Source organism: Moheibacter lacus, from assembly GCF_014042165.1.
Classification (GTDB): domain Bacteria; phylum Bacteroidota; class Bacteroidia; order Flavobacteriales; family Weeksellaceae; genus Moheibacter; species Moheibacter lacus.
Map to the genome: position 1 here is coordinate 359,274 of NZ_JACDZE010000001.1, position 25,930 is coordinate 385,203.

A 25,930-nucleotide genomic window follows, 5' to 3' on the forward strand; every position below is an offset into this window, starting at 1 on the left:
TTAAAAAAAGTATAAAATCGGGGATTTCTGATCGAGGCGCTTAACTTATGTAAAATTAATTCAATAGTTTTGCGCTTATTTAGATTTAATAAAAATTAAAAAACCTCACGAATGAAAAAAATAACTTTAATGTTAGCGGTAGCTGTTTCGTTATCGGCCATTTCATGTAAAACTGATAATAAAGAAGTTAAGGATAAAGACGCAACCGAACAACCGGTTTCTGAAAACAAAATCGTCACCTTAAATGGTGCGATCACAGAAACGGTTGCGGCGCTTGGAAAAGGTAGTGAAATCGTAGGAAAAGACGTGACCAGCACTTTTCCGGCAGATTTAACTGCAAAAGATTTGGGACATGTAGGGAGAGGAATGACGATAGAAGGATTGATGTCTGTTAATCCAACTTTGATCATCGGGACTTCAAAAGAAGAAAATCCTGATTTGATGGGAAAAATCAAAGAATCAGGAATCCAATTGGAATTGATCAACCAAGAATATTCGGTTGAAGGCGCAAAAAAATTGATCAAAGACGTTGCTGGAATCGTTGGCGTAACTGAATTTCAAAATTTAAATGATAAGATCGATGCAGACATTGCGCAAATCAAACCTTTTGAGAAAAAACCAAAAGTACTTTTCATTTATGCACGTGGCGCCGGGAACTTAATGGTAGCCGGAACTGGAACGCCGATGGAGGCTTTGATCAAAATCGCCGGAGCTGAACCTGCCGTTACTGAATTTGCAGATTTCAAACCTTTGACACCAGAATCTTTGGTTCAGGGAAATCCAGATGTGATTTTGATGTTTGATTCAGGCGTTCAGAGCATGGGCGGAGTCGATGGACTTTTAAAAGTTCCAGGTGTAGTACAAACCAATGCAGGTAAAAACAAAAAAATCGTAACCATGGACGGTGGTTTGATGTCCAACTTCGGACCTAGAGTGGGTGAAGCTGCTTTGGAGTTGAATCAAAAATTAGCTGAAGCTACTAAATAATAATCATTTCAGATCTCCAAACTACTCCTTCAGATTTTACAAAAGTCAAGGTAATTTTGTAAGTCTTTTTTTTATAAAATGCAAAACAAATTATTCCTATATCTCAGTTCTGGTATCCTTTTGCTCATTCTTTTGGCGATTGGATCTTTGTACATGGGTGTTTATGATTTTGGTGGGAAATCACCCTTAAATGTTTTGCAAGGAATCCTATCAAATGATCCTAACATTTCACCCAGTGAAAAATATGTACTATGGGATGTACGGATGGCCAGAATCATCATGGCGATTTTGATCGGAAGTATTCTAGCCGTTTCTGGAACAGTGATGCAAGGGATGTTTAAAAATCCATTGGCAACTCCTGATTTAATTGGAATCACAGCCGGTGCTACTTTAATGGCTGCGATTACCATCGTTTTGGGTTCTTATTTTAGAGAATATTTACCTGAATTTTTGCAATTATCACTTTTGAGTATTGCCGCATTTATCGGCGCTTTGGTGACGACTTTTGCGGTTTATCGAATTTCCACAACCCAAGGAAAAACCAATGTGGTGATCATGTTGCTTTCAGGTGTTGCGATTTCGGCATTGGGTTTTGCGATCGTAGGATTTTTGATTTATTTATCGAAAGATGAACAGTTAAGAGATTTGACCTTTTGGAATTTAGGAAGTTTAGGAGGAGCTACTTGGACCAAAAATGGCATCCTGTTAGCAGTTTTGGTTCTTTCTTATATTGTTTTGATCAATAAAGGAAAAGCGCTAAACGCCATGATGTTAGGCGAAAAAGATGCCGAACATTTGGGTATTCCGGTTGAGAGAATCAAAAAACAAATCGTCGTTTTAACAGCTTTGATGGTCGGAGCATGTGTGGCATTTTCCGGAACCATTGGATTTGTCGGTTTGATTGTTCCCTATATTTTGCGTTTGATATTTAAATCCAATTATCAACTCGTCCTTCCACTTTCTGCCGTGATGGGAAGTATTTTGTTGTTGGTTGCCGATACCTTTAGCCGTACAATCGTTGCGCCATCCGAAATCCCAATTGGCGTTATCACAGCGTTTTTAGGTGCTCCGGTATTTATCGCAATTTTGATTCGTTTTAAAAATTCCATGTGATGATCAAAGGGAAAAACATCAACTATTCGCACAAAGAATTTGACATTTTAAAAGAGGTCAATGTGGAAATGCTAAAGGGAGAATTTCTCGCTATCGTAGGACCAAACGGCGCCGGTAAATCGACTTTGTTAAGTATTTTGGCCAATGAATTAACAGCCAAAAACAAAAATAAAATTTGGTTTAAAGAAAAAGAATTCAAACACTGGAATTTAAAAGATTTGGCTAAAAACAAAGCCAAATTTTCCCAGCATAACCCAAATGACATCACCTTAAACGTAAAAGATGTCGTGATGATGGGTCGCTATCCTTATTTCTATACGACACCTAATCACGAGGATTTTCAAGCAACTGAAGATGCGATGAAAGAAACAGATGTTTTTCATTTAAAAGAGCGGGAATATAACCATCTTTCAGGAGGTGAAAAACAAAGGGTGCATTTGGCAAGAGTCTTGACACAACTTAAAAATGAAGTGGCAGAAAAGCTTTTATTTTTGGATGAACCATTGAACAATTTGGATGTAAAGCACCAATACAAAGTTTTACAAACCATCAAAGATTTTACGCTAAAGTCCAATTCGGCCATCGTGGTTTTACACGATTTAAATCTGGCGGCGCAATTTGCAGATAAAATAATATTGATGAAAAACGGGAAAATTACAGCAGACGGAAAACCCCAAGATGTTTTTGTAAAAGAAATCATCCAAGAAGCTTATAATTTCCCTTGTGTTATTTTTAACAATCCGGTTACCCAAAAACCCATGATCGTGTTTGGGTAATCTTAATTTAATTTGAATTAAACGAAACAAAAAATATGAATATCGAAGCCAATACTTTAAAAGAAAAATGGAATGCTTTAAAAGCAGAACAACCGCAATTGCGCATCAGAAATGCTGCTGACGCACTTGGTGTAAGTGAAGGAGAATTATTGTCCACTCAAGTTGGAGAAGAAGTTACCGTATTAAAACCTGATTTTCCGGCGATTCTTTCAGAGATAGAATCTCTAGGAAAAGTAATGGCTTTAACGCGAAATGACCAATGCGTTCATGAAAGAAAAGGTGTTTATTTGAACGGAGATTTCAGTAGCCCTCATGCCCAACTTTTTGTAGGAGAAGACATCGATTTGCGTATCTTTTTAAGCCAATGGAAATTTGCTTTTGCTGTAGTAGAAGGTGATAAAAAATCATTGCAATTTTTCGGCAAAGACGGATTGGCGATTCATAAAATTTATTTGACCAAAGACAGTAATCCGGAAGCTTTTGATGCTTTGGTAGAAAAATTCACAGCTGAAGAACAACCTACAGGAATCCAAACCGAAGCCATTGCGCCAAAAGCACCAGAAAAACCGGACAGTGAAATCGACGTTGCAGGTTTTCAAACGGCTTGGAAAGAACTAAAAGACACCCATGATTTTTTCATGATGTTGCGCAAATTTGGGGTAAGCCGTGTGCAAGCATTGCGTTTGGCTCCAGATGCTACTTTTGCTAAAAAAATAGACAATGAAAAAGTGGTAAGCCTTCTAGAACAAGCTTCTGCAAGAGATTTACCGATCATGGTTTTTGTTGGAAACAGAGGAAACATCCAAATCCACACCGGAAACGTAAAAAAAGTAATGTGGCATGGTCCATGGTTCAATGTGTTGGATCCTAATTTCAATTTGCATCTCGATACTTCAAGAATTGCTGATACCTGGGTGGTACGTAAACCCACCGACGACGGAATGGTCACTGCGGTAGAAGTTTTTGATAAAAACGGCGAAATCATCGTCCAATTTTTCGGAAAAAGAAAACCGGGCATTCCTGAATTGGAAACTTGGAGAGATTTAGTAGCTGAATTGGAAGCTTAAAACAAAACGAAAATGAGACCTCTATTGAGGTCTTTTTTTTATTCGTTTGGAATCAACATCATCGGAATTTTTGATTTTTTGATTACTTGATCAGCAACACTTCCAATTAAAAACCGATAAGCCGCCGAGTGTTTGTTCAGCCCCATAAAAATCACATCGATGTTTTCGTCCTCTGCAACTTCCAAAATTTTTTCATGTGGCGTGCCGGATTTTAAAACATGCCGAAATGGAATGGCTGCTTCATTTAGTTCATCTTCTATCGCTTTGAGGCGCAAAAGGATTTGATGTTTGATATCATCAGCATGATGCGCCATGACCGGCTCTATTTCCAAAGAACGATTGTCCAACTCAATCGGATCTACATTCAACAAAATGATTTTACCGTCAAAAGCCTTTGCCCAATTTTTTGCGGCTGTCAAAACTTTCTGTCCATTTCCTTTAAAATCAACCGTTACCAATGCTTTTTTCATTTCTCTTTCATTTTTAGAATTCTTTTAAATTTAAGGATTTTGATGAGAATTCTCTCCAATTTTTTCCAAAAATTGATTTTATTAACATGAGAAATATTTTCTCTAATCATTTGGCAATTTGATGGTTCTGACGTTTTTTTGTATCCAATCAAATATTTGAATTTTATGAAATCTCTTGCTGCAATATTCTTCTTTTTCTCCTGCCTTTCATTTGGTATTTCTCAAGAAACCCTTCCTTATCAATTGTACAATAAAAAAGGAAAAACGGTGAAATTTGAAAAAATGGTGAATGATTTGGCCAATTACGACATCGTATTTTTTGGTGAACACCATAATAATTCCATCAATCATTGGCTGCAATTGCGTTTAACAGAAGCGCTGTATGCCAGAAAGCAAAACCGTTTGATCCTAGGCGCTGAAATGTTTGAACGTGACAACCAGTCTCAGTTATCGGATTATTTAAATGGAGAATTGGATGAAAAAGTACTGAAAGATTCCATGCGTTTGTGGAACAATTTCAATACAGATTATAAACCATTGGTCGATTTCGCAAAAGAAAAAAAGCTAAAATTTATCGCAACCAACATTCCGCGACGCTATGCTTCCATTGTGGCAAAAAAAGGATTGGATAGTTTGAATACGGTTACTGCAAAGGAAAAAGCATGGATGATGCAATTGCCGGTGGAAGTTACTTTGGACACGCCGGGCTATCCTGAAATGAAAGAAATGATGGGTGATCATGCTGGTTCAATGGTGATGAATTTCATTGCGGCTCAAGCGGTGAAAGATGCTACGATGGCCGAGTCCATTGCAGATAACTATCAAAAAGGACAATTGTTTCTTCATTATAACGGAGATTTTCACAGCAAACAATATGGGGGAATTTATTGGTACCTGAAAAAAATCCATCCCGAATTGAAAATTGCGGTGATTTCAGTTTTCGAATCGGAAGATGATGGACTTCCCGTTCCAAAAGAAGATTTTATTCCGACAGAATACAATTTGGTGTTTCCTGCAGATATGACCAAAACCTATTAATCTTCCCCCAACCCCTCCAAAGGAGGGGAACTTTAGTAAGAACGCTAAAATGTCCAATCCCGAGAAGAAATAATAAAGATTTCGGACACGTGGAAAACCAATCGCTCTTATATGCGGCATTTTTATCTAAAAAAAGAGAGGAAGAATTGCAATTTATTGATTATCTTTAGTAGCCCTAATCCAAACCATAAGTAATATGAAACCAATTGTACTATTGACATTCATCTTGTGTGGACTTACATCGGCGCAAGAAAATCTAAACGAAGCGGACTTAACGCAATATGTCGACAAACAAGTCAGGTATTGTGATTATGTTTATGGATCTCACGTCACGAAAGGTGAAAAACCTGTTATTTTATTGAATTTAGGAGCGGATTATCCAGATGCGAAATTGGTCGTGGCGATTTTCCATGATGATTGGAAAAACTTTGACTATCAACCGGAAGAATTTTTAAAAGAAAAACAAATCTGTGTCAAAGGGAAATTGGTTTTATACAAAGGAAAACCGGAAATCATCGTAAAAGGCCCCAAACAAATTGAAGTAAGATAAATGAATTTAGAAAATAAAATCGTCTGGATTACCGGTGCTTCAAGCGGAATCGGGAAACAATTGGCTTTGAATTTGGCCAAAAGGAATTGCAAACTTATTCTTTCTTCCCGAAATCTTGAAAAACTAGATGAAGTCAAAACCGAATGTCAAAAATTCACCTCTGATGCCGTTGTTTTACCACTTGATTTAGAAAAAATTGAGCTTTTAAAACCCAAAGGAAATGAAGCAGTCGAGGCTTTTGGGAAAATAGATGTTTTGATCCATTGTGGCGGCCTCAGTCAGCGTTCATTGATTGCAGAAACAGAGATTGAAGTCGACCAAAAATTGATGAATGTGGATTATCTCGGTACAGTGGCGCTGACGAAATCCATTCTTCCGCATTTCAAGCAAAACCAAACCGGAACTTTTGTGGTGATATCCAGTGTGATGGGGAAATTCGGTTCGCCTTATCGGTCAGGATATTGCGCCGCCAAACATGCGCTTCATGGATTTTTTGATGTTTTGCGAATGGAACATGAAAAAGACCAAATTAAGGTAACGATTATCTGTCCCGGATTTGTCAACACAGATGTCACGCGAAATGCAGTGATGGGCGATGGTTCTATTTACCGTCAACAAGACAAAAAAACGGAAGAAGGACTGGATGTAAAAGATTTTACGAAACGGATGATTCGAGCGATTGAAAAAGAGAAATTTGAAGTGTACATCGGTGGAAAAGAAGCCAAAGCGGTTTATCTCAAACGGTTTTTTCCAAAATTGCTTCATAAAGTAATCATGAAAAGTCAGGTGAGGTGATGAACTATTTCAAATTATTTTTCGTTTGAAAATGGAAACTTTCTTTACATGAAAAAATTACCCGCTCTATTTTTTATTTTCGTCATATTTTGGAGTTGTCAAAATACTAAACCAAAGAAGAAAATTGAAATTGATCATTCAAAAACCCAACCCATATTCATAAAACTAGGTTTATATCCTTCTTTTAACCAACCAGGAGAAATTCTCATTAATTTTAATGAAAAGTATATTTTATTTTATAATGCTTCTCCCTATTCTTATGAAGAATTATGGCGTTCAGAATACAATCAAAATATACCTGAAAAACAAAATAATTTATATTTTGAAAATCATTATACAATCGTCCCTTATCACTCGAAACTCTCTGATGATCAAATCAATCCGATTATCCAAAAAATCAACTCTTTATCAGAAAAGGATTATCAATTTGATCCAAATTTTATGATGCTAGATGGAATGTGTTATTATTTTCAAATTCTCTTTTCAGATCATACTTTTAGAGAAATCAATCCATTAAATTATCCAAATAAAAATCAATTCGAATTGAGCAAAATGATCATTGATTTAGTAGAAGAAAATTCTTTAAATGAAGCAAATGACCAAGTCTTAAATACTTTTAAAGATTATCAAAAAGGCTTAGAGAAAAGATACAACGAAGAGTAATTTATTCGAAATAAACTTTAAAACAACCTAATAAAATAATAAATCAACGCAGCGATCAAAGCTGAAACCGGGATGGTCAAAATCCAAGCCCAGAGCAAATTAATCGTTACGCCCCATCTTACAGCTGAAACTCTTTTCGTAATTCCAACTCCGATGATGGAACCCGTAATCGTATGGGTAGTAGAAACCGGAATCCCCAAATATTCCATGATATAAAGTGTCATTGCGCCGGAGGTTTCGGCAGCAACACCTTCAAGCGGAGTAACTTTTGTGATTTTGGTACCCATGGTTTTGACGATTTTCCATCCGCCGGACATCGTTCCCAAACCTATCACTAAGAATGAAACAAATGGTACCCAACCCCATTGGTCCACAAAATAATTGAATTGATTTTCAGAGGTGATCCAGTCTTGATGTCCTGCTTGCACATGATAAAATATAACCGCTGCACCTATGATTCCCATAACTTTCTGCGCATCGTTACCTCCGTGACCTAAACTGAACAAAGCCGAGGAGACCAATTGCAATCTACGAAACCAGTTTTCCGCCTTTTTATGGTTAGACCGCCTACAAATGTTCATGATGAGAATCGTGAGAAAATAGGCTATGAACATCCCGATCATGGGCGCAAGGAAAATACAAAGAAAAATAGGAATCACTTTTACATAATTGATGACGTCTTGACCATTTTCTGCAAAAGCTCCGGCATGTGCTATCGCTGCTCCCATAAATCCACCGATTAAGGTATGTGAGGAAGAAGAAGGAATCCCAAACCACCATGTCAATAAGTTCCAAATGATCGCCGCAATGATTCCGGCGAGAATGACTTCAAGTGTAATGAATTGTTCATTGACCGTTTTGGCGATGGTATTTCCAATTTTAAATTCGCCGATCCAATATTTGGAAATAAAATAAGCTGCAAAATTAAAAGATGCAGCCCATAAAACGGCTTGAAAAGGTGTTAAAACACGTGTTGCGACAATGGTTGCGATGGAATTGGCAGCATCGTGAAAACCATTTATAAAGTCAAAAGCCAATGCCAAAACGATGATCACAATCAGCAGTATCAGTTGAGTATCCATTCTGTTGAAATAATAAAATTTAGGAGTGTTTTACAGAAATTCCTTCCAGCACATCTGCAACGTATTTGCATTTGTCAGTCGTGGTTTCCAAAGCAGAAAATACTTCTTTGTACTTGATGATTTCTTTTACATTTTCGTTTTCATTAAAAATGTCAAAGATTTCTTTGTCGTAGATATTGTCCACTTTATTTTCCAATTTATTGATTCGCTCACAACATTTGATTACGGTTTTTGAATCTTTAAATCCTTCCAATGCTTCTATCGCTTTTTGAATATTTTCACAAGCTTCTAGATTTGCTTCGGTAATTTTCCGGATGGATTTTTTCACTTTTTCGACCTGATAAAGTTTCATTCTGCTTGCACTAGCATCGATAAAGTCGGTCACTTCATTCATTTTACTGGTCAAAGCATAAATATCCTCGCGGTCAAATGGCGTCAAGAAATTTTTACTCAGCTCAAAATTAATTTTATGGGTCAACTTTTCACTTTCTTCTTCTAATTTTCCAATTTTTGTGAAATATTTTTCCCGATCTTCGGCTTTTACATTTACCGCTTCATGAAGCGTTGAAGCCATTTCAACTAAAATTTTGGCATGTTGATGAAATAAAGGGAAGAACTTTTTATCCTTTGGCACTAGAAATTGTAGAAAACTATTCAACGACATAATTATTTTTTAATTGGTTGCAAATATCGCTATCTCAATATTAAATTAAAGTTAATTTAACTTATATTCAATATTAATTCATTTGACTTAAATTTAGACAATATAAATAGATGTCCTTTTATTTAAATTAAGGTTATGAATTTGAATTTTATTTAAATATAAGTTGAGTTGGTCGTAAAATTGCAAAAAATTTATTGGTACTTTTAAAAATGGAAACATCCTTTATCATTTTCATCGTCGTATTGTTATTCATTCTTGCCATTTCCGATTTGATCGTTGGGGTGAGTAATGATGCCGTAAATTTTTTAAATTCAGCCATCGGATCAAAAGTTGCGCCTTACAAAGTGATCATTTTAACGGCTATCGCCGGTATCATTTTGGGGTCGCTTTTTTCCAGTGGAATCATGGAAATTGCAAGAAAAGGGATTTTCCATCCCCAATTTTTTACATTTGACAAAATACTCATTGTTTTTCTGGCCGTGATGTTAACGGATATCGTTTTGCTCGACATTTTCAACACACTTGGCCTTCCTACTTCCACAACGGTTTCCATTGTTTTTGAATTACTTGGAGCAGCGTTGATGGCAGGTCTTTTGATTACGATTGATCAGAACGGTGTCATTTCTGATGCTTTTAAATTCATCAATTTCGAGAGTACGGGGTCTATTGTGTCAGGTATTTTCCTCTCCATAATTATTGCTTTCACCGCAGGTATTGTCATCCATTATTTTACGAGATTGGCATTTACCTTTCAATATGCCAAAAATTTAAATAAATATGGTTCTATTTACGCCGGACTCGGACTAACATCCATTGTTTATTTCTTGTTAATCAAAGGATTAAAAGGAACGACTTTATTGTCTTCAGAGACAAAATCATTTATCGACGAACATACCATCATCCTCCTTATCGCATTATTTTTCATTAACTTTTTGATCAGTTTTATTCTTCAAAAATTTTGGAAAGTCAATCCATTAAGAGTTGTGGTATTGGCCGGAACTTTTTCATTGGCCATGGCGTTTGCAGGAAATGATTTGGTGAATTTCATCGGGGTTCCTATTACCGGATTTTTGGCGTATGAAAATTGGAGTGCTTCTGGCGTTGCTCCAGAAAGTTTGTACCAAGATTATTTGGCCAGTAGCGATGTAATCGTACCCAATTATATGTTGCTCATTGCTGGAATTGTGATGGCATTGACGATTTGGTTGAGTGCAAAAGCAAAAAAAGTAACAGAAACAGAGGTAAACTTAGGAAGACAAGATGAAGGAGAAGAACGATTCAGACCTAACGAAGTTTCCAGAAATATCGTGACAACTTCCATGAGGATTGGAAATTTCTTCAACCTATTGGTTCCAACGCGTTTCCGCAATCGATACAATGTCAGTTTTGAAAAAAGCAAATTAAAAAAAGCGACCAAAACCCAAGAGTTTCCGGCATTTGATTTGGTGAGAGCTTCTTCCAATTTGATCATTGCTTCTATTTTGATCGCTTGGGCAACTTCTTTAAAACTTCCACTTTCCACTACTTATGTTTCTTTTATGGTGGCAATGGGAAGTTCACTTGCTGATAAAGCTTGGGGTAGAGACAGTGCTGTTTACAGAGTTGCCGGTGTAATGAGTGTAATCGGAGGATGGTTTATCACCGCATTCATTGCTTTTAGCGTTGCGGGAATATTTGCGTTAATCCTTTATAAAGGTGGAATGATCGGAACGATTATTTTGGTTTTAGTTGTGTTGGTTTACATCATTTTTTCCCATGTTTCTTTTAATAAAAAAGAAAAAAGAGCCAAAGAAAATAAAAACAAACTTTTGGATTTGGACGAGTCAGACATGGACATTTTAATGAAAAATCAATTGAAAACCTCCAGAATCATAACTGACATACAACAAGCTTATTCTCAAATATTTACCGGATTAAAGTCCAGCGACAAAAAGAAATTAAAAGAAGCGCTAAAAACGGTAAAAGACTTAGAGGACTACGCCAATAAAATGCGCAATAAAAACATCAAACTCATCCGAAATTTACAAACGGAAGATAGAAAACCAATTGAAGTTTTGATTTACAGTCCGGATTTGGTTCAAGATTTACTCCAATCTTTGGTTCAGATTTCCGAGGACAGTTTAAGTTATGTCAAAAACCTGCACAACCCTCCTACTGAGAGCTTTATCCTCACCGCAAAAGAAATGGAAGGGAAAATGCATTTGCTTTTTGACCAAATTACTCAAGCTTTGAACGAACCTGATACTGCTTCGCTAAAAGAAATTTCAGAAGTCAGAAACGAGGTTAGAAAGTTCATCAACAACTTTTTGGATGAACAAATCATAGACATCCAGAAAAATAATTTAGGTGTAAAACAAAGCGTTTTCCAAACCGCTATTTTCTTACAAAGCCGTGACATACAAGCTGTGTTGATGCGGATTGCTAAAATTTATTTTAAATAAGCTGAATTGATTTAGGTTTTTGAGAGTGTTTATTCTCACTTTATTTTTTGCAATTACAACCAAAATAAATTGTATTTAAATTTCTACAGATATAGCTAAGTCGATATAAAATGGCATAGAAATTTTGAGAATTTCAAGGCAAAAAACGCAGGCATAGCTTAGTTAAATCGAGTATTTTAACGAAAAAAATCAGTTTAATACACTAAAGATTTCAGTTGTATCTCTCTATTTTAAAACGTTCTGAATCCTAAAGATTAATCGAACTCAAGTTAAAAGTTCTCGATACATTTTTTGTTTCATTTCATTACACAAAAAACACTCGAACTGACGTAACCAAATAATTATCAATCAAGTTGAATTTGAAAGTTCAGAAATAGAATCATAAAAAAATGCCTGATCAATCACTCGATCAGGCATTTCCAATTCGTATAACAGAAATTAATAATCCCAGTTGTTATTGGTTTCACCTCCAAATTCCCAAGTAAGGGCAAAACGAAGGGTATTTTCAAGCGCATTATTGGTATCAGACATCGGAATCAAATAAGAGAAATCCAGCCCGAAAGCATTGTATTTCAAACCTGCTCCCAGCGTAACATGCTGTCTGTCTCCTTTCATAGGGCTTTCATGGAAATAACCACCACGTACAAATAAAACGTCATTGTAGGAATATTCAGCAGAAGCTCCCCAAGTGAATTCTTTCATTTCTTCGCCAAATCCTCCCGGAGCATCCCCAAATGAAGAGAACATTCCTTCTACTACACCTTTGTTTGGAATGTATCTAGACCCTGGCACTTCAGCCCCTGTGCTATCCGTTTCATATTGCGGAGTTGGTACGAGAAGTTTATTGGCTTCAAGCGTTACGGCAACGGTGTTATATTCGTCCAAAATAAAGTCATATCCAGCACCGATTCTTAAATTCGTAGGCAAATAAGCGGCGTTGTCCTCAGAGTTGGAATAATCCAATTTCGGACCGATGTTGCTGATGTTGAATCCGGCTCTTGCGCGTCCTTCAAAATTGCTAAAGCTATGTCTCGGCGTCTGATAAAAACCGGAAACGTCTACTGCAAAGGTATTGGCAGGTTGAACAGTTCCGTCGTCTATGTTGTTAAACAAATCGGAACGGATGAAACGACCTGTAACCGCCATGGAATAAGTATCTGACAATCTCAATCCATAAGACAAATCAAAGGCAAATTCGTTGGGTTTTGCAATCCCGGTATTTACAATTTGGGTTCCGACTAATTCGGTCAAATCGATTTCACCGATGTTGAAATAATACAAACTCGCGGACAACGTACTTCTTTCTTCTTGTCCCAAAAAGGTGTAAAACGAAGCATTTAATAAAAATACGTCATCTGTAATGCTACTCATATAAGGTGTATAGGAAACCGCTACACCAGAATAACTTTTACTGAAAGCATATTTAGCCGGGTTCCAATATTGTGAAAATGCGTCTGTTGAAGTTGCCGCCCCCATATCACCCAATGCGCCTGAACGGGCGTCTGGAGATACGCGTAAAAACGGCGCACCGGTTAGAACAGGGTTAGGCTGCTCTTCTTGTGCAAATGCCATCGCTGAAGCCAGCATAAGACATCCCATCGAAATTTTCTTTATCATCATCTTTAATTAATTATTTTAATATCACTAATTTTTCTATTGCTGTTGCGGATCCTTTGCAGGTCTCCGGATTTACCCCCCTCGCTGTGACGCGGTAAATATACACACCTTTTCCTATTTTGTCACCAAAATCATCCAATCCATCCCATGGAATTGCAAATCTTCCCGTCCTGTATCCTTCTCGCCAAGGCTCTGCTGAAACAGTTTGGCGAATGGTTTTGACCAATTTTCCTGAAATGGTAAAAATCTGAACCATGACTTCCAATTCTGTATCACAATTGTGCTCAAAATGAAAATAGGTCTGATTGGTAAAAGGGTTGGGCCAGTTCAATAATTTTTCGATGTGAATATGATCCGAGCCTTCTTCCATCACTACGAAATCTAACGTTTGCTCAGAGGAATTATTGTTGATATCCCAAGCTTTGAATACGATTTGATGATTTCCTAACTCCAAACTATTCAACCTGTACATCACTTGTCCTTTTTGGTAATCGAGTACTTGAGGGTTGGTACAAGGATTATTGTCGCCTCCTTCATAATATTCGTTCAACACATAAGTTCCTTCTACATTTTGGTCCAAAACTCCCGTTATATCGTGACCTATGGCAATTCCACTCGTATTGATTCCCGAACTGTCCACTAAACATGCCAACAAATAAGGATTTCGGTTGGTGATTCCGCCATCTACAAAGTTTAGATTGTTCATGTACAAACCGATTGTAGGGCCGTCATCATCATTGAGTCCTTCCGGATTTTGATCACCGACTTTTACGGTTTTGGTCGTTACACCATCGATGACATTATTATGCGCATAAACCGTAAATTTCCCATCACCAATTTCGTAGTTGATATCTTTTGGGATATAAAATTGGAATTTAAATTGACCATAAGTCACGTTGGTTCCACCTTTAAAGATTGAATTGATTTGTTCTTGATAGTCCATCACTTGCGGCGTTACAGAAGTACCCCAACCGTTATTGTTCAAAGTAGATTTGTTCACCGGTTTATCAAAAAGCACTCCATTTGCTTTTCCATTAAAGGAATTGTCGCGCATGGTTCCATTTTCATCTAGCACTTCACCTTCGATTTCGACAAAGTCCATCGCACGTAAAACTCCGTCAAAAGTATCGGCATCTTCTCCATTGATTTTGGTAATTTTGATTTGCCTTGGCGGTCTGGCGATGCTCATCATGGGATCACCTAAAAGGTTAACACTCAAATTATAACCAGAACTATCCATTACTTTTGCATTGGTCAAAGCCTGTCCAAGAGATTGATATTGGTCTCCCTGAACTTCCAAAACTTCTTCGATCACGTTTTCATTGAATACACCACCGAAATAAGTTCCAACCGGTCGGCTGGTCGTCAACATCGCAGAGGCACCACCCTGGGGTGCTTTGTACATATAAACTCCAGCCGATGGCAAATAATTTAAATCCCAAACGGTAAATTCACATGTGATGGTCATGACCACAGGAAGTCGGGAGTATAGTCCAGAAAAATTAGAGAAATTATTGATTTCTTCATAGGTGATCACCCTTTCTTGCGACCAACTCCTCGGGCCTCCATGTCCGAAATAAACGATCAGTGCTGTCCCTAAATTAAATCCATTTCCTATGATTTGGTTGACTTGAGGATAACGAGGACCGGCAGATGTGCTTTCTTCAACAAAAGAATCCAAATAGCCTTTTCTCAAAGTTGCATAACTGATATTATTTTCAATGAAAGTTGCAGAGGAGTTTTCAATATTGGCGTGAAATGGAACAGACCCAGACAAATCATCATCTACTATCAATAAAAATCTGGTTTTCCAATCACCAAATGAACTTCCTTGCCCCGTCAGTTTCTCATAGTAAGCTAAGGTTTTGTCCACCATCAATTTGGCTTCTTCAAGACTATGCGCCGGCATACGCCCAATGGCGATGTCCATCTCGTTGGAATTACTGGTTTCATATTCAACCGCCTGCCTTACATTCCCCAAAAGCACATCTGTATCATCCAACATTGCAAAAAAATCGTCCGACACAAAAGAAGCGTCCAAATTGGCTGAATTAAAACTGATATAAGCCGGAACGTAATTTGTATTGTCCACTACACGATCTTTATAATCAAAAGAAGCTCCACCCATCATCAACACATACTTCAATGGATTTCCGGTATCTCGTAGATGTTTAAAAAAGTCGCGGATCGCTGAAATATCAGGTGCACCAGAGGAGAAATCATTGTAAACTTGATCTGTTGTTACGACAATTGCTTTGACACCATCGTTCATGATTCTGAAATTGGCCAAACGAGAGGCTTCACTTAAAAAATTGGGATGGGCGACGATGACATATTCGACATCGGTATAGGACCGTAAATTTTGATTGGCGACATTTCCTACAAATTCAATTTCTGTAAAAGCCGCAGCCTCATTAAAGGCAACAAATTCGTTTAAAAAATAAGGACTATTGGATTGGTATTTAAAAATACCACCAGCATTTGTTACATTCATTGCAGTAGTATGGTCTGAAATGTTCCAAACCTTTGATGCCCCAGACAACGCAAATCCATAGACACTTCCATCGTTTAGATTTTGCAATTGACGGAAATTCATTTGGGTTCCATTAAAATTCAAATTGGCACGGTACCGCACTTCCAAATAATCCAGAAAAACAAAGGAAGCCGGATTGGAACTATTATTGGACGTCACAGTAAAATTAAAAGTATTTCCGGAAGTGGCAATTGATTCATTTGTAGCTCTAGAAACAAAATCTCCACCTGAAAAACTTTGACTTCCTGCAGATACGCCATTGACTGAGACATTAAAATTCACATTCGCAGCATTTTTCCCGATCATCTGACAAAGCGCATATACAGTCCCTGAAGCAGCTCCATTACCGTTGAGTGTAAAACTTTGACTTGGCTCGACGTTAAAGGACTCACCTACCCATTGTTTCCCTACTTGATTGACACTTAAGGAATCTTTCTCATAAAACTGGTAATCATCATATTGTGAAAATGTTTGAACCGGATTTCCCTCTATGGATTGGTCTTGAACTCTTTTTCCTTCATTTCCACCAAATGTGATGAAATAATAAGCATGGTCAGCATATTGATTGAATTTATGTCGAAGGTTTTCTAACGTAGAATCTGGCAATCTAAACCAATCATGTGGTCCTTGCGCATAAAAAAGGATGAAATCTCCATTGTCAAAACTTCCATCTTCCTCTCCTATAAATTGGATGGCATTTTCTTGAAGCGCTCCATATCGGAAATCTCCAGGATTCTCATTCAGTTGTTTCCCACCGTTTCCATAAATCTTTAAGGTAAGCGGATTAAAGTTGGTCGGAATTCCATTGGCATCAAAAAAGGATTTGTCCAATCTGAAAACACCAGATTTTGCCACCCTGATTTTATACCAATTCCCACTACGCAAAGCAGATGTCGTAGCTGGATCAAAAACATCATCTGTCCCCATATCAGAACTCTTTCCGGCTTGAGAAACAATCTGAAAGGAAGTGACTTTTTTGATTTGATTATTTTCTTTGACAAATGGAATCATGCTCACAGAAACAAAAAAACGGCCTCCGGCTTGACTTACTTTTGCTTTATACTCTAATTGATTGGGGATTTTTTCTACATTCAATTCACCACGTTCATTGGCAGAAAGGTTTTCAAATTGGATATTTTGAATCGAAATATTTTTCCATCCATCGGTCTCTTCCGAATAGCTGTATCTAGGCAAATTTTCACGTGCTGAATACCCTGGATTTGAGAAGAAAGGGAGTCGGCTGATGTTGTCCGGCCCTTTTTCATGGCTCTTCACTCCTTGCCATTCGATGCGAACGGTTTGGGCACTTGAATTCAATAGAGATAAAAACAGAAGAAAAAGCAAATATTTTTTCATGTTGTCTAAACGATATTTTGACAAATATATTCTATCTCACAATAAAAAAAGATTAAGCTCGTTAAAGATAGGCAGAGTAAAGTTGTCGAATTCGCAAGAATTTATTTTCTTTGCAAATCGTTTTTCGAAAAATTAATTGAAACAACACATATTATAATATGAACAAGGGTAGGATTTTAGCAATTCTTTTAGTAGCTATTTCGGTTACGGTAGTCAGTTGTACAGGTCACGGAGGTGGCAGGAAAAAAGGTGGTGGAACAAAAAAGTTCACCAGTACAACCGGATGGAAGCCCAATGACCAGAAAGGTTGGTTTTTCAGTGGGAAGAAAAAACCAAAAGTGAAAGCTTGGCCAGGAATGGTGTTTATAGAAGGTGGTTCGTTTACCATGGGATTGGTTAAGGATGATGTGATGCGGGATTGGAACAACACCCCAAAACGTATGCAAGTTCGTTCTTTCTACATCGGTGAAACCGAAATTACCAATTATCAGTACCGCGAGTATTTGACTTGGTTAAAAGTTGTTTTCCCTCCAGAGGAAGAACAATACAAACACATCTATGAAGGATCTGTTCCAGATACTGAAGTGTTCAACAACAAATTGTCTAGAAATGATTTTGACAATGAAACTTATTTGTTTTCTACTGAGTTCAGTTATTATCCCGTTGTAGGTGTTACTTGGCTTCAAGCAAGTAACTACTGTGATTGGTTAACTGACAGAGCAAACGAAAAAGCTTTGATGGACAAAGGAATTTTAAGCAAAGATTATTATTCAAACGAAGAATACAACTACGGTTCAAAATATTTTGATGCTGAATCTTACAAAAACAGTGACAGTAACGTAAAAGAAGCAATCGATACGACGAGATTGGCCAAACAAAACATGATCAAATCAACCAATCAACGCATCCAAAAAGCAAACCGTGCGACTGCTGCTCTTGACGTAAGTCCTTTCCGTTTACCTACGGAAACGGAATGGGAATATGCTGCTCTTGCGCTTCCTGCTGACAGAGAATACAACGAATATGAAGGAAAACCGGTAGTTCAAAATGAATTAAGAGGTGAGAAAGGACGTGCACGCGGTCAGTATATGGCCAACTTCAAAGTGGGTCGTGGTGACTATTCCGGAATCGGTGGATACGGAAATGACGGTTCAGCAATCACAAGTGATGTGAAAAAATTCCAATCCAATGAATTCGGAGTCTATGGAATGTATGGAAACGTTGCGGAATGGACAGCTGATGTATACCGTCCGATCATCGATGAAGAAGCAAGTGACTTTAACTATTTCCGTGGAAATGTGTATGAAACGACCATTGACAATGAAAACGGAGGTTTTGAGAAATATGAAGATGATGTAGAATTTGACACCTTAAACAATGGGAAATTGGCCTACAAATCTTTACCTGGGAAATACAAAAAACAAGTTGACCAAAACAACATCAACTACAGAGATGGTGACCGTATGTCATCATTAAACCCAAGACCGGAAGATGAGTATTTTGACGAAGGTTTTGCAACCACTATGATGGACTCACTTGGAAACATCGTCGAAGTTCCAACTACAGACTCTGCTTCAGGCGATTCATCTGTACTGGCTATGATGGGAGGTGGAACATCTGGAAGTTCTACTGACGAAATGTACAACGCTCCTAAAAGAAGATTCTACGTAGATGAAAAAGGTCGTATCATCCTTGAAAAAGATGATGAACAAAGAACTTCCAATATCAGCGACGAAGTTCGTGTAGTAAAAGGTGGTTCTTGGAAAGACCCTATCTATTGGTTAGATGCTGGACAGAGAAGATTCTTGCATCAAGCAGAAGCAAACAGTTGGATCGGATTCCGAGTTGCGCAAGATTACCAAGGTTCATTTGAGTCAAAAAGATCCAAATCTGGAACGAAATAATTCATTTGAATTCCAATAAAAACTTATCCCAATCTGAAATTTCAGATTGGGATTTTTTATACATTTACGCTTATGAACATTGAGAACCTTTATGCGATGTATTTGCGTTCACAGACCGTATCTACAGACACCCGAAACATCCCGATGAAATCCATTTTCTTTGCTTTAAAAGGAAATAATTTCAATGGAAATAAATTTGCAAAACAAGCCATTGAATCAGGAGCGCTATTTGCAATCGTTGATGAAAAAGAATATGCTGACGAGAGCGAAGACATTCATTATGTTGAAGACACCTTGAATGCTTTACAAAAATTGGCTGAATTTCATCGAGAAAAATTAACCATTCCCATCATCGCACTGACTGGAAGCAATGGAAAAACAACCACCAAAGAACTCATCACAGCAGTTCTGAGCAAAAGGTACAATGTTGCTTCTACTATTGGGAATCTCAACAACCATATTGGTGTTCCATTGACCTTGCTTTCCATTCATCCTAACCATGAAATAGCCATTGTGGAAATGGGTGCCAATCACCAAATGGAAATCGATTTTTTAAGCAAAATTGCCAAACCAGACTTTGGATACATCACCAATTTTGGAAAAGCACATTTAGAAGGTTTTGGAGGTGAAGAAGGCGTCATCAAAGGAAAATCTGAATTGTACGATTATTTGAAAAAAAATGAAAAAACCGTTTTTGTAAATTGTGACGATAAGAAACAAGTTGAATTAACGGAGGGCATACGAAAAATCACGTTTGGCTCAGACCCAAAAGCTGAATTCTCTTTCAAATTCTCCAAAAGTATAAATGGAGATTGTCCTGAAATCATTTATGATTCCACCCATTTTAAAAGCCAATTGACCGGAGATTACAACCAAAGTAATGTGGCAGCAGCCATCGCCATCGGACTGAAATTCGAAGTACCCATCGAAGACATTAAAGCCGCAATTGAAGAATACATCCCGGACAATAACCGTTCTCAGATCATCCATCAGAATGATCTAAAAATCATTTTGGACGCCTATAACGCCAATCCAAGTAGTATGCAAGCCGCTTTACTCAACTTCAGTAAAATGAAAGGTGATAAAGCAATCATTTTGGGCGATATGTTTGAACTTGGAGATGCTGCTGCAAAAGAACATCAAGCCATCATCGATTTAGCAGAAAAATTAGAATTTCAAACTATTTTCCTGATTGGAAAATTTTTTCATCAAATCGCCGTTAATTATAAGAATATCAGATCTTTTGAAAACCGAGAAACAGCAGAAAAATATTTCTCTGAAAATCCAATTCAAGAAAAACAACTGCTCATTAAAGGTTCCAGAGGCATGGCATTGGAAAAATTATTGGAAATTTTTTCCAGCTAAAAGAAAATTTATACATTTATAACACACATAAATTGACCGAAAAATAATGAAAAAGTTACCTAGCGCACTATTCCTTCTCGTTTTTATCTTTTTTTCATTTTCATTTTTTAGCCCGGACTATTTAGAATGGTCTTCTGAAAGAAATTTGACCTTTGCAGATTTTAAAGGATCGGCACCAAAATCGGCTTCCAAAGGCTCTGCCGTAAATTTATCTACGGTTTTTTCCTACCAAACCCAACATGTTCAAGGAGAAGTTCCAAAAATTACAATTCTGAACTATATCGATCGGAATTCCTCTTGGATCAAAGTAAAAAAACCGGAAGTGTTGGAATTGCAACAAATCAAATTTGATTATGCCGAATTGTATGCACGAAAAATCAGAAAAGAAATGGCACTTATGAACAAAAAAGGCATCAAAGACAAACAAAAATACCTGGATGTCATCGCAAAAATTGCTAAATCTTCGGAAAAAAGACAAAGAGCCAATAACGTCTTGCTGGAAGACCAGCCCCATTTGATCAAAATCATTAAAAAAGATATCAGTGATTCACTGAGTCTCTATAAAGAATTCAAGAAATAAAAAAGCGGCTTAATTGCCGCTTTTTTTATGATAAATTGAATTGAATCTTTATTTTAATAATCATCCATATCCATTTCAGAATCGATTTCTAAATCATCAAATGCAGCATCATCATCCTCATTACCATCCATACTTTCTTCTTCGTCCAGATTTAAAATCTCCATATTTCTTTTTGGAGCCTTTAAAGGCATCGCTCCATAGCGATAAACGGTCAAAGGATAATTTAAAACCGCTTTTTTATCCTCAATAGACACAACTTCTACCGAAAAAGTCCACATGTTCAAATAATCATAAACAAAGATCAAACGAGCCCCTACTTCCGGCAATACTTCATGAATGTGAAAATCGGCCATCGTTTCGTCCTCATTGGACTCATCCATGTTTTCCAACGGAATTTCTTTACCCTGACTCCAAGCTTCATCAGAAATGTAAAAAGAAGCCAATTCTTCTCCTTGCAAACTGAATGCACTCATTATTCCTTTGTACAACGTAAACAAAGTCTGTTTGTCACGAATTTCAATGTCCCTGAAAACCTCATCTTTTGTGTCGAGAATTACACGAATTTTATAAATCACTGTTCTTTAATTTTGGTGTCAAATATAATTTTTTTCCTAATTCCATCATATACTTTATCGCAGATTCGTAATTATTTTCAATTTCTCCCTCCAAAATGGCTTCCTTGATCGAATTCTTAATCAAACCCACTTCTTTACATGGCTGAATACCAAATGTTTCCATGATTTCTTCTCCTGAAACCGGCGGTTGAAAATTTCTTACTTTATCCCGCTCTTCTACCTCTTTTATCTTTTGTTCGACCAATGAAAAATTTTGCTTAAACCTTCTTTGCTTCCTTTCATTTTTGGTCGTTATATCAGCTTTACAAAGCGTGATCAAATCATCAAAATCCTCTCCCGCATCAAACAATAATCTCCTCAATGCAGCATCTGTAACATTTTCATCTACCAAAGCAATCGGTCGGGAACTCAATAAAACGATTTTTTGAACAAATTTTAAAGGATGACCCAATGGCAACTTCAATCGTTTGAACAACTTGAAAACCATTTTTGAACCGACAAATTCATGCGAATGAAAAGTCCAGCCTATCTTTTTATCATAACGTTTGGTCGGTGCTTTTCCTATATCATGCAATAAAGCCGCCCACCTCAACCAAATATTTTCAGTATTGGGCGCAATATTGTCAACGACTTCCAGCGTATGGTAAAAATTATCTTTATGCGTCTGTCCTTCCACCTCTTCCACTCCTCTTAGCGCCACCAACTCCGGCAAAATAAACTGCATCAAACCCGCATCATCTAACAACTTCAAACCAGTGGAAGGCTTTTCTGTCATCATGATTTTTTGGAATTCATCCATCACGCGCTCTTTTGAAACGATATCAATCCTTGAAGCATTTTTCTGAATGGATTGAAAAGAATTTTCTTCAATTTCAAATCCCAATTGCGCTGCAAATCGTATCGCTCGCATCATCCGCAAGGGATCGTCCGAATACGTGACATCAGGTTCAAGTGGTGTTCGGATGATTTTTCGTTCCAAATCTCCGATTCCATCAAAAGGATCTATCAATTCACCATAATTCTCTTCATTCAGAGAAATCGCCAAAGCATTAATCGTGAAATCTCTTCTTTTCTGGTCATCTTCCAGCGATCCATCTTCCACAAATGGTTTCCGGCTATCTTCAGCATAACTTTCTCTTCTAGCGCCCACAAACTCCAGATCGATTCCTTCCCATTTAAAATTGGCAGTACCAAATCTTTTGAAAACACTAAGTTTGGAAGCATCTGTAATTTTTGAATGAACTTTTTCAGCCAATTCAATTCCACTTCCCACTGTCACAAAGTCAATGTCTTTTTTAGAATCCCTTTTCAATAAAAAATCACGGACAAATCCGCCTACCACATAAGTTTCTTGTCCCAATTCTTTTGCAGACTGAGAGATGATTTTAAAAACTTTATGGGAAATGGCTTCCTGAAGATTCATTTTGCAAAGGTAAAATTTCATGTTAACTGAAAAAGCATTCACCGAAATTTATAAGAAGGATTTTAATTCTTTCTAATTTCTCTACATTTGAAGATCAAATTTGAACTGTGAAAATCGTTTATGTCATAGGATATATTCATGGTTGGGGTGGAATTGAAAGGGTTCTCGCCGGAAAAGCCAATTATTTGGTGAATAAAGGTCATGAAGTTGCTTTTGTAAAAATCTATCGGAACCAAGAAGAAAGGTATTTTCATTTTGACCCGAGAATCCAATTTTACGATTTGGATTTTGATTTTGACCAACAAAAAGGTTTAAGCAAAAAATTGAAATTCAATCAAAATAAAAAAGATTTCGTCCATAAAATCAACCAAGTTTTTCATGAAATAAAACCTGACATTGCCATTTCAACTTTTTGTAAGTATTCGCGGTTCATTTATCTATGCGATGACGGAAGCAAAAAAATCATCGAACGTCATTTCGCCAAATACAAACGCAATCAAATTTTTGTCAAATTCGACCGACTTCCATTCGGTAAAACCATTTCGTATTTGTACCGAAAAAAAGATTATGATGTAGTCAAGCATTTTGACCGATTTGTGGTTTTGACTGAGGAAGACAAACAAGATTGGGGGAATCTAAAGAACATCCTCGCCATCCCAAACCCGGTCACATTTGTTCCTAAAACCATTTCTGATTGCGACCAAAAACGCGCCATCGCGCTTGGCCGAATTTCCAAACAGAAACAATATGAAGTGATGTTAAAAATCTGGAAAGAAGTAGTAAAAAAACATCCGGAATGGACGCTTTCCGTTTATGCCAATGGTGGAAATCCTGAAAAATTGAGAAAATTGGCAAAGGAATTGGGGATTGAAAAGAATTTTGAGGTTTTTCCGACCACAAGAGAAGTGGAAAAAGAATTGACTTCAAGCTCCATTTATCTAATGACTTCGAAATATGAAGGCTTTCCTTTGGTCTTGCTCGAAGCAATGCGTTGTGGACTTCCCGTTGTGAGTTTTGCATGTAAATGCGGTCCTCGTGATATGATTTCTAATGGAGAAGACGGATTTCTAATCAAACCTGGAGATACTGAAAGTTTCGCTAAAAAAATCAATTATCTAATTGAAAATAAAGAAATTAGAAAAGAAATGGGACAAAAAGCTTCTGTCAGCATCCAAAAATTCTCAGAAGAAAAAGTCATGCAAAAATGGTTGAATCTCTTTGCGGAATTGATGAAAAAATAATCATTCTCTGATCACTTTTACTTGTCCGTCTGCCGATAATTTGATGATGGACGAACCTTGAAATTTCGGTGAAAATGTTTCAGTTTCCGGAAAAACAAAATCAACTTCCGTTTTTATTTTCTGCGAAATTTCTGCAAAAGAATGAGGTGTAGGTTCGCCGGAAATATTGGCAGAAGTCGAAACCAAAGGTGCATTGATTTTGGAAATCAATTTTTTACAAAACAAATCATCGGTCAATCTTATGGCGATCGTGTTGTCTTCTGCAATTAATTCTTTAGGTAAATTCTTCGGATTGTCATAAATAATGGTCACCGGTTTTTCAGACAAATCCATGATGTCCCAGGCCAAATCGGGAACATCTACAATTTTTTGCAGACGTGCCGGCGTATCGACCAAAATGATTAAAGATTTAGAATCTGGACGGTTTTTTATTTGAAAAATCTTTTGGATGGCTTCTGGATTGGTCGCATCACAACCGATTCCAAAAGTGGTGTCAGTCGGATACAAAATCGTTCCGCCGTTTTTCAATAATGCTATGATTTCGTTTGTTTCCATTTAGTCTCTGTAACAATTTACATATTGTTTTGCTGCCGTTTCCCAGCTGAAATAATCGGCTCTATTTTTTAGTTTTTCTTCGAATTCGAGTGGATTGGATGCAAACTCATTTAACTTTTCCATCAACAACTCCTTCATATAAACCGGATCAAAGTTTTCCCAATAAAATGCTGCATCACCTCCGATTTCCGGCAAAGAAGCCAAATTGGATAAAAATACAGGTTTCCCAAAACGCATCGCTTCAATCGGTGGCAATCCAAATCCCTCTCCTATTGATGGAAACAGAAATGCTTTGGCATTTTTGATGTAAAATTGTTTGCCCAATTCACTTACTCTTCCGGTCAGAAAAACACGGTTTTCCAATTTCAATTCTTGAATCAATGAACGGATAAAATCGCCATAAGGTTTTTGATTGGAACCGGAAATGATCAAATGATGATCCGGAATTTCTACCATCATCCGGACCAAAGACTCAAAATTTTTCTTTTCCAGAAAATCACCGATCGAATAAAAATAAGGCTGATCTACTGGAACTTCCGGCTGAAATGCAGTCGTATCCAAAAACGCTGTAATCGGATTTCCATTGTAAATGATGCGTTCTTCGACATTTGGCACCTGAAAATTTCGATGCGTTTGGTCTTTTGCATATTGCGAAATGTAAGTGATCAAATCAGCCCTTTTCAGTTTGTCTTTGAATCTTTCTGAACGCTCGATGTTCTTTTTGTTTTGTTCGTCTTCTGCAAAATTCACATCATGAACCGTCAAAATATATTTACCGGGTTTGACCATTGGTTCGACGCGGATATTCTGGTTCATGCAATGCCAAACATCGTATTTTTTGCGAATTCTAAAAATTTTATGTCTCTGGAAATCTACGTATTGCTTATACTTGAATGTCTTTCCAAATTCTTTTTTAAATCGTGAAGGATGTTTAAGATTTAAGGTAATTTCTACATCAGATGGAATGATTTTGGCGATGGCTTTGATGAGTTCGTAGTTAAAAATACCAAATCCTGTTGCTAAATTTTTTGCGTTATGCGATTCCAAAAAGACTTTTTTCATCTGTTTTATAGATAATTGTCCAAATATAAGTTGTCCGAACTGAAATACTATCATTATTTTTGCGCAAATCTGA

The 25,930-nt window shown here is 37.1% G+C and carries 22 protein-coding genes; 13 read left to right on the forward strand and 9 right to left on the reverse strand.

Features of this window, described 5'->3' with window-relative positions; genetic code table 11:
* Positions 1-111 precede the first annotated feature (111 nt).
* The 4 genes from HU137_RS01730 (at position 112) to HU137_RS01745 (ending at position 3,943) form a co-directional block, all read left to right on the forward strand.
* A complete protein-coding gene (locus HU137_RS01730; RefSeq protein ID WP_182042082.1) occupies positions 112-987 on the forward strand; it encodes a heme/hemin ABC transporter substrate-binding protein in 876 nt (291 codons plus the stop codon).
* Positions 988-1,065: 78 nt separating this feature from the next.
* On the forward strand, positions 1,066-2,100 hold the full coding sequence (locus tag HU137_RS01735) for a FecCD family ABC transporter permease (protein ID WP_182042083.1): 1,035 nt from the start codon (positions 1,066-1,068) through the stop codon (positions 2,098-2,100).
* Positions 2,100-2,876, forward strand: coding sequence for a heme ABC transporter ATP-binding protein (locus HU137_RS01740; protein ID WP_182042084.1), 777 nt, complete (start codon positions 2,100-2,102; stop codon positions 2,874-2,876). Before HU137_RS01735 ends, HU137_RS01740 begins: the two co-directional genes overlap by 1 nt.
* A 35-nt stretch (positions 2,877-2,911) precedes the next feature.
* Complete coding sequence (locus HU137_RS01745) at positions 2,912-3,943, forward strand: hemin-degrading factor (RefSeq protein WP_182042085.1); 1,032 nt, start codon at positions 2,912-2,914, stop codon at positions 3,941-3,943.
* A 38-nt stretch (positions 3,944-3,981) separates the two neighbouring features.
* On the opposite strand, the gene HU137_RS01750 is transcribed toward HU137_RS01745, so the two are convergent.
* The gene (locus HU137_RS01750) at positions 3,982-4,413 is read right to left on the reverse strand and encodes a universal stress protein (protein ID WP_182042086.1); all 432 of its coding nucleotides are present in this window, start codon (positions 4,411-4,413) and stop codon (positions 3,982-3,984) included.
* A gap of 165 nt (positions 4,414-4,578) precedes the next feature.
* On the opposite strand from HU137_RS01750, the gene HU137_RS01755 reads away from it, so the two are divergent.
* From HU137_RS01755 to HU137_RS01770, 4 genes are all read left to right on the forward strand, one after another.
* Positions 4,579-5,451: a ChaN family lipoprotein gene (locus tag HU137_RS01755; protein WP_182042087.1), complete on the forward strand. Its 873-nt coding sequence runs from the start codon at positions 4,579-4,581 to the stop codon at positions 5,449-5,451.
* Positions 5,452-5,647: 196 nt separating this feature from the next.
* On the forward strand, positions 5,648-6,001 hold the full coding sequence (locus tag HU137_RS01760) for a hypothetical protein (protein ID WP_182042088.1): 354 nt from the start codon (positions 5,648-5,650) through the stop codon (positions 5,999-6,001).
* The gene (locus HU137_RS01765; protein ID WP_182042089.1) at positions 6,002-6,796 is read left to right on the forward strand and encodes an SDR family oxidoreductase; all 795 of its coding nucleotides are present in this window, start codon (positions 6,002-6,004) and stop codon (positions 6,794-6,796) included.
* A gap of 48 nt (positions 6,797-6,844) precedes the next feature.
* The gene (locus HU137_RS01770; RefSeq protein WP_182042090.1) at positions 6,845-7,459 is read left to right on the forward strand and encodes a hypothetical protein; all 615 of its coding nucleotides are present in this window, start codon (positions 6,845-6,847) and stop codon (positions 7,457-7,459) included.
* A 17-nt stretch (positions 7,460-7,476) separates the two neighbouring features.
* Here HU137_RS01770 and HU137_RS01775 read toward each other — a convergent pair whose 3' ends face one another.
* Positions 7,477-8,541, reverse strand: coding sequence for an inorganic phosphate transporter (locus HU137_RS01775; RefSeq protein WP_182042091.1), 1,065 nt, complete (start codon positions 8,539-8,541; stop codon positions 7,477-7,479).
* Between the two features lie 19 nt (positions 8,542-8,560).
* Positions 8,561-9,205, reverse strand: coding sequence for a DUF47 domain-containing protein (locus HU137_RS01780; RefSeq protein WP_182042092.1), 645 nt, complete (start codon positions 9,203-9,205; stop codon positions 8,561-8,563).
* Between the two features lie 209 nt (positions 9,206-9,414).
* Between HU137_RS01780 and HU137_RS01785 the strand changes: the two genes are divergently transcribed.
* Positions 9,415-11,646 carry an inorganic phosphate transporter gene (locus HU137_RS01785; RefSeq protein ID WP_182042093.1) on the forward strand — a complete coding sequence of 744 codons (2,232 nt, stop codon included), beginning with the start codon at positions 9,415-9,417 and terminating at the stop codon, positions 11,644-11,646.
* A gap of 438 nt (positions 11,647-12,084) precedes the next feature.
* Here the strand turns inward: HU137_RS01785 and porV are convergent, their stop codons facing one another.
* Both porV and porU read right to left on the reverse strand, forming a co-directional pair.
* A complete protein-coding gene (gene porV, locus HU137_RS01790) occupies positions 12,085-13,266 on the reverse strand; it encodes a type IX secretion system outer membrane channel protein PorV (protein WP_246361466.1) in 1,182 nt (393 codons plus the stop codon).
* Between the two features lie 10 nt (positions 13,267-13,276).
* Positions 13,277-17,152: a type IX secretion system sortase PorU gene (porU, locus tag HU137_RS01795; protein WP_182042094.1), complete on the reverse strand. Its 3,876-nt coding sequence runs from the start codon at positions 17,150-17,152 to the stop codon at positions 13,277-13,279.
* A gap of 158 nt (positions 17,153-17,310) precedes the next feature.
* Between porU and HU137_RS01800 the strand changes: the two genes are divergently transcribed.
* From HU137_RS01800 to HU137_RS01810, 3 genes are all read left to right on the forward strand, one after another.
* Positions 17,311-19,056 carry an SUMF1/EgtB/PvdO family nonheme iron enzyme gene (locus HU137_RS01800; RefSeq protein ID WP_182042095.1) on the forward strand — a complete coding sequence of 582 codons (1,746 nt, stop codon included), beginning with the start codon at positions 17,311-17,313 and terminating at the stop codon, positions 19,054-19,056.
* Positions 19,057-19,128: 72 nt separating this feature from the next.
* Positions 19,129-20,421, forward strand: coding sequence for a UDP-N-acetylmuramoyl-tripeptide--D-alanyl-D-alanine ligase (locus tag HU137_RS01805; protein ID WP_182042096.1), 1,293 nt, complete (start codon positions 19,129-19,131; stop codon positions 20,419-20,421).
* A gap of 46 nt (positions 20,422-20,467) precedes the next feature.
* Positions 20,468-21,001: a hypothetical protein gene (locus HU137_RS01810; RefSeq protein ID WP_182042097.1), complete on the forward strand. Its 534-nt coding sequence runs from the start codon at positions 20,468-20,470 to the stop codon at positions 20,999-21,001.
* 53 nt (positions 21,002-21,054) lie between these two features.
* Here HU137_RS01810 and HU137_RS01815 read toward each other — a convergent pair whose 3' ends face one another.
* Both HU137_RS01815 and HU137_RS01820 read right to left on the reverse strand, forming a co-directional pair.
* Complete coding sequence (locus HU137_RS01815) at positions 21,055-21,576, reverse strand: IS1096 element passenger TnpR family protein (protein WP_182042098.1); 522 nt, start codon at positions 21,574-21,576, stop codon at positions 21,055-21,057.
* Positions 21,566-22,999, reverse strand: coding sequence for a CCA tRNA nucleotidyltransferase (locus HU137_RS01820; protein WP_182042099.1), 1,434 nt, complete (start codon positions 22,997-22,999; stop codon positions 21,566-21,568). Before HU137_RS01820 ends, HU137_RS01815 begins: the two co-directional genes overlap by 11 nt.
* A 107-nt stretch (positions 23,000-23,106) precedes the next feature.
* Here HU137_RS01820 and HU137_RS13070 point away from each other — a divergent pair, with 107 nt between their 5' ends.
* Positions 23,107-24,240 (forward strand): glycosyltransferase family 4 protein, encoded by a 1,134-nt coding sequence (locus tag HU137_RS13070; protein WP_182042100.1) that lies wholly within the window; start codon positions 23,107-23,109, stop codon positions 24,238-24,240.
* On the opposite strand, the gene HU137_RS01830 is transcribed toward HU137_RS13070, so the two are convergent.
* Positions 24,241-24,795 (reverse strand): L-threonylcarbamoyladenylate synthase, encoded by a 555-nt coding sequence (locus tag HU137_RS01830; RefSeq protein ID WP_182042101.1) that lies wholly within the window; start codon positions 24,793-24,795, stop codon positions 24,241-24,243.
* Positions 24,796-25,857 (reverse strand): glycosyltransferase family 4 protein, encoded by a 1,062-nt coding sequence (locus tag HU137_RS01835; protein WP_182042102.1) that lies wholly within the window; start codon positions 25,855-25,857, stop codon positions 24,796-24,798.
* Positions 25,858-25,930 lie beyond the last annotated feature (73 nt).

Bases quoted from the DNA above. Each gene is read 5' to 3' on its own strand.
- HU137_RS01760 (WP_182042088.1), top strand. From the start codon at position 5,648: ATGAAACCAATTGTACTATTGACATTCATCTTGTGTGGACTTACATCG.
- HU137_RS01745 (WP_182042085.1), top strand. From the start codon at position 2,912: ATGAATATCGAAGCCAATACTTTAAAAGAAAAATGGAATGCTTTAAAA.
- HU137_RS01755 (WP_182042087.1), top strand. From the start codon at position 4,579: ATGAAATCTCTTGCTGCAATATTCTTCTTTTTCTCCTGCCTTTCATTT.
- HU137_RS01775 (WP_182042091.1), bottom strand. From the start codon at position 8,541: ATGGATACTCAACTGATACTGCTGATTGTGATCATCGTTTTGGCATTG.
- HU137_RS01770 (WP_182042090.1), top strand. From the start codon at position 6,845: ATGAAAAAATTACCCGCTCTATTTTTTATTTTCGTCATATTTTGGAGT.
- porV (WP_246361466.1), bottom strand. From the start codon at position 13,266: ATGATGATAAAGAAAATTTCGATGGGATGTCTTATGCTGGCTTCAGCG.
- HU137_RS01820 (WP_182042099.1), bottom strand. From the start codon at position 22,999: ATGAATCTTCAGGAAGCCATTTCCCATAAAGTTTTTAAAATCATCTCT.
- HU137_RS01765 (WP_182042089.1), top strand. From the start codon at position 6,002: ATGAATTTAGAAAATAAAATCGTCTGGATTACCGGTGCTTCAAGCGGA.
- HU137_RS01805 (WP_182042096.1), top strand. From the start codon at position 19,129: ATGAACATTGAGAACCTTTATGCGATGTATTTGCGTTCACAGACCGTA.
- HU137_RS01800 (WP_182042095.1), top strand. From the start codon at position 17,311: ATGAACAAGGGTAGGATTTTAGCAATTCTTTTAGTAGCTATTTCGGTT.
- HU137_RS01780 (WP_182042092.1), bottom strand. From the start codon at position 9,205: ATGTCGTTGAATAGTTTTCTACAATTTCTAGTGCCAAAGGATAAAAAG.
- porU (WP_182042094.1), bottom strand. From the start codon at position 17,152: ATGAAAAAATATTTGCTTTTTCTTCTGTTTTTATCTCTATTGAATTCA.
- HU137_RS01785 (WP_182042093.1), top strand. From the start codon at position 9,415: ATGGAAACATCCTTTATCATTTTCATCGTCGTATTGTTATTCATTCTT.
- HU137_RS01735 (WP_182042083.1), top strand. From the start codon at position 1,066: ATGCAAAACAAATTATTCCTATATCTCAGTTCTGGTATCCTTTTGCTC.
- HU137_RS01750 (WP_182042086.1), bottom strand. From the start codon at position 4,413: ATGAAAAAAGCATTGGTAACGGTTGATTTTAAAGGAAATGGACAGAAA.
- HU137_RS01830 (WP_182042101.1), bottom strand. From the start codon at position 24,795: ATGGAAACAAACGAAATCATAGCATTATTGAAAAACGGCGGAACGATT.
- HU137_RS01835 (WP_182042102.1), bottom strand. From the start codon at position 25,857: ATGAAAAAAGTCTTTTTGGAATCGCATAACGCAAAAAATTTAGCAACA.
- HU137_RS01740 (WP_182042084.1), top strand. From the start codon at position 2,100: ATGATCAAAGGGAAAAACATCAACTATTCGCACAAAGAATTTGACATT.
- HU137_RS01730 (WP_182042082.1), top strand. From the start codon at position 112: ATGAAAAAAATAACTTTAATGTTAGCGGTAGCTGTTTCGTTATCGGCC.
- HU137_RS01810 (WP_182042097.1), top strand. From the start codon at position 20,468: ATGAAAAAGTTACCTAGCGCACTATTCCTTCTCGTTTTTATCTTTTTT.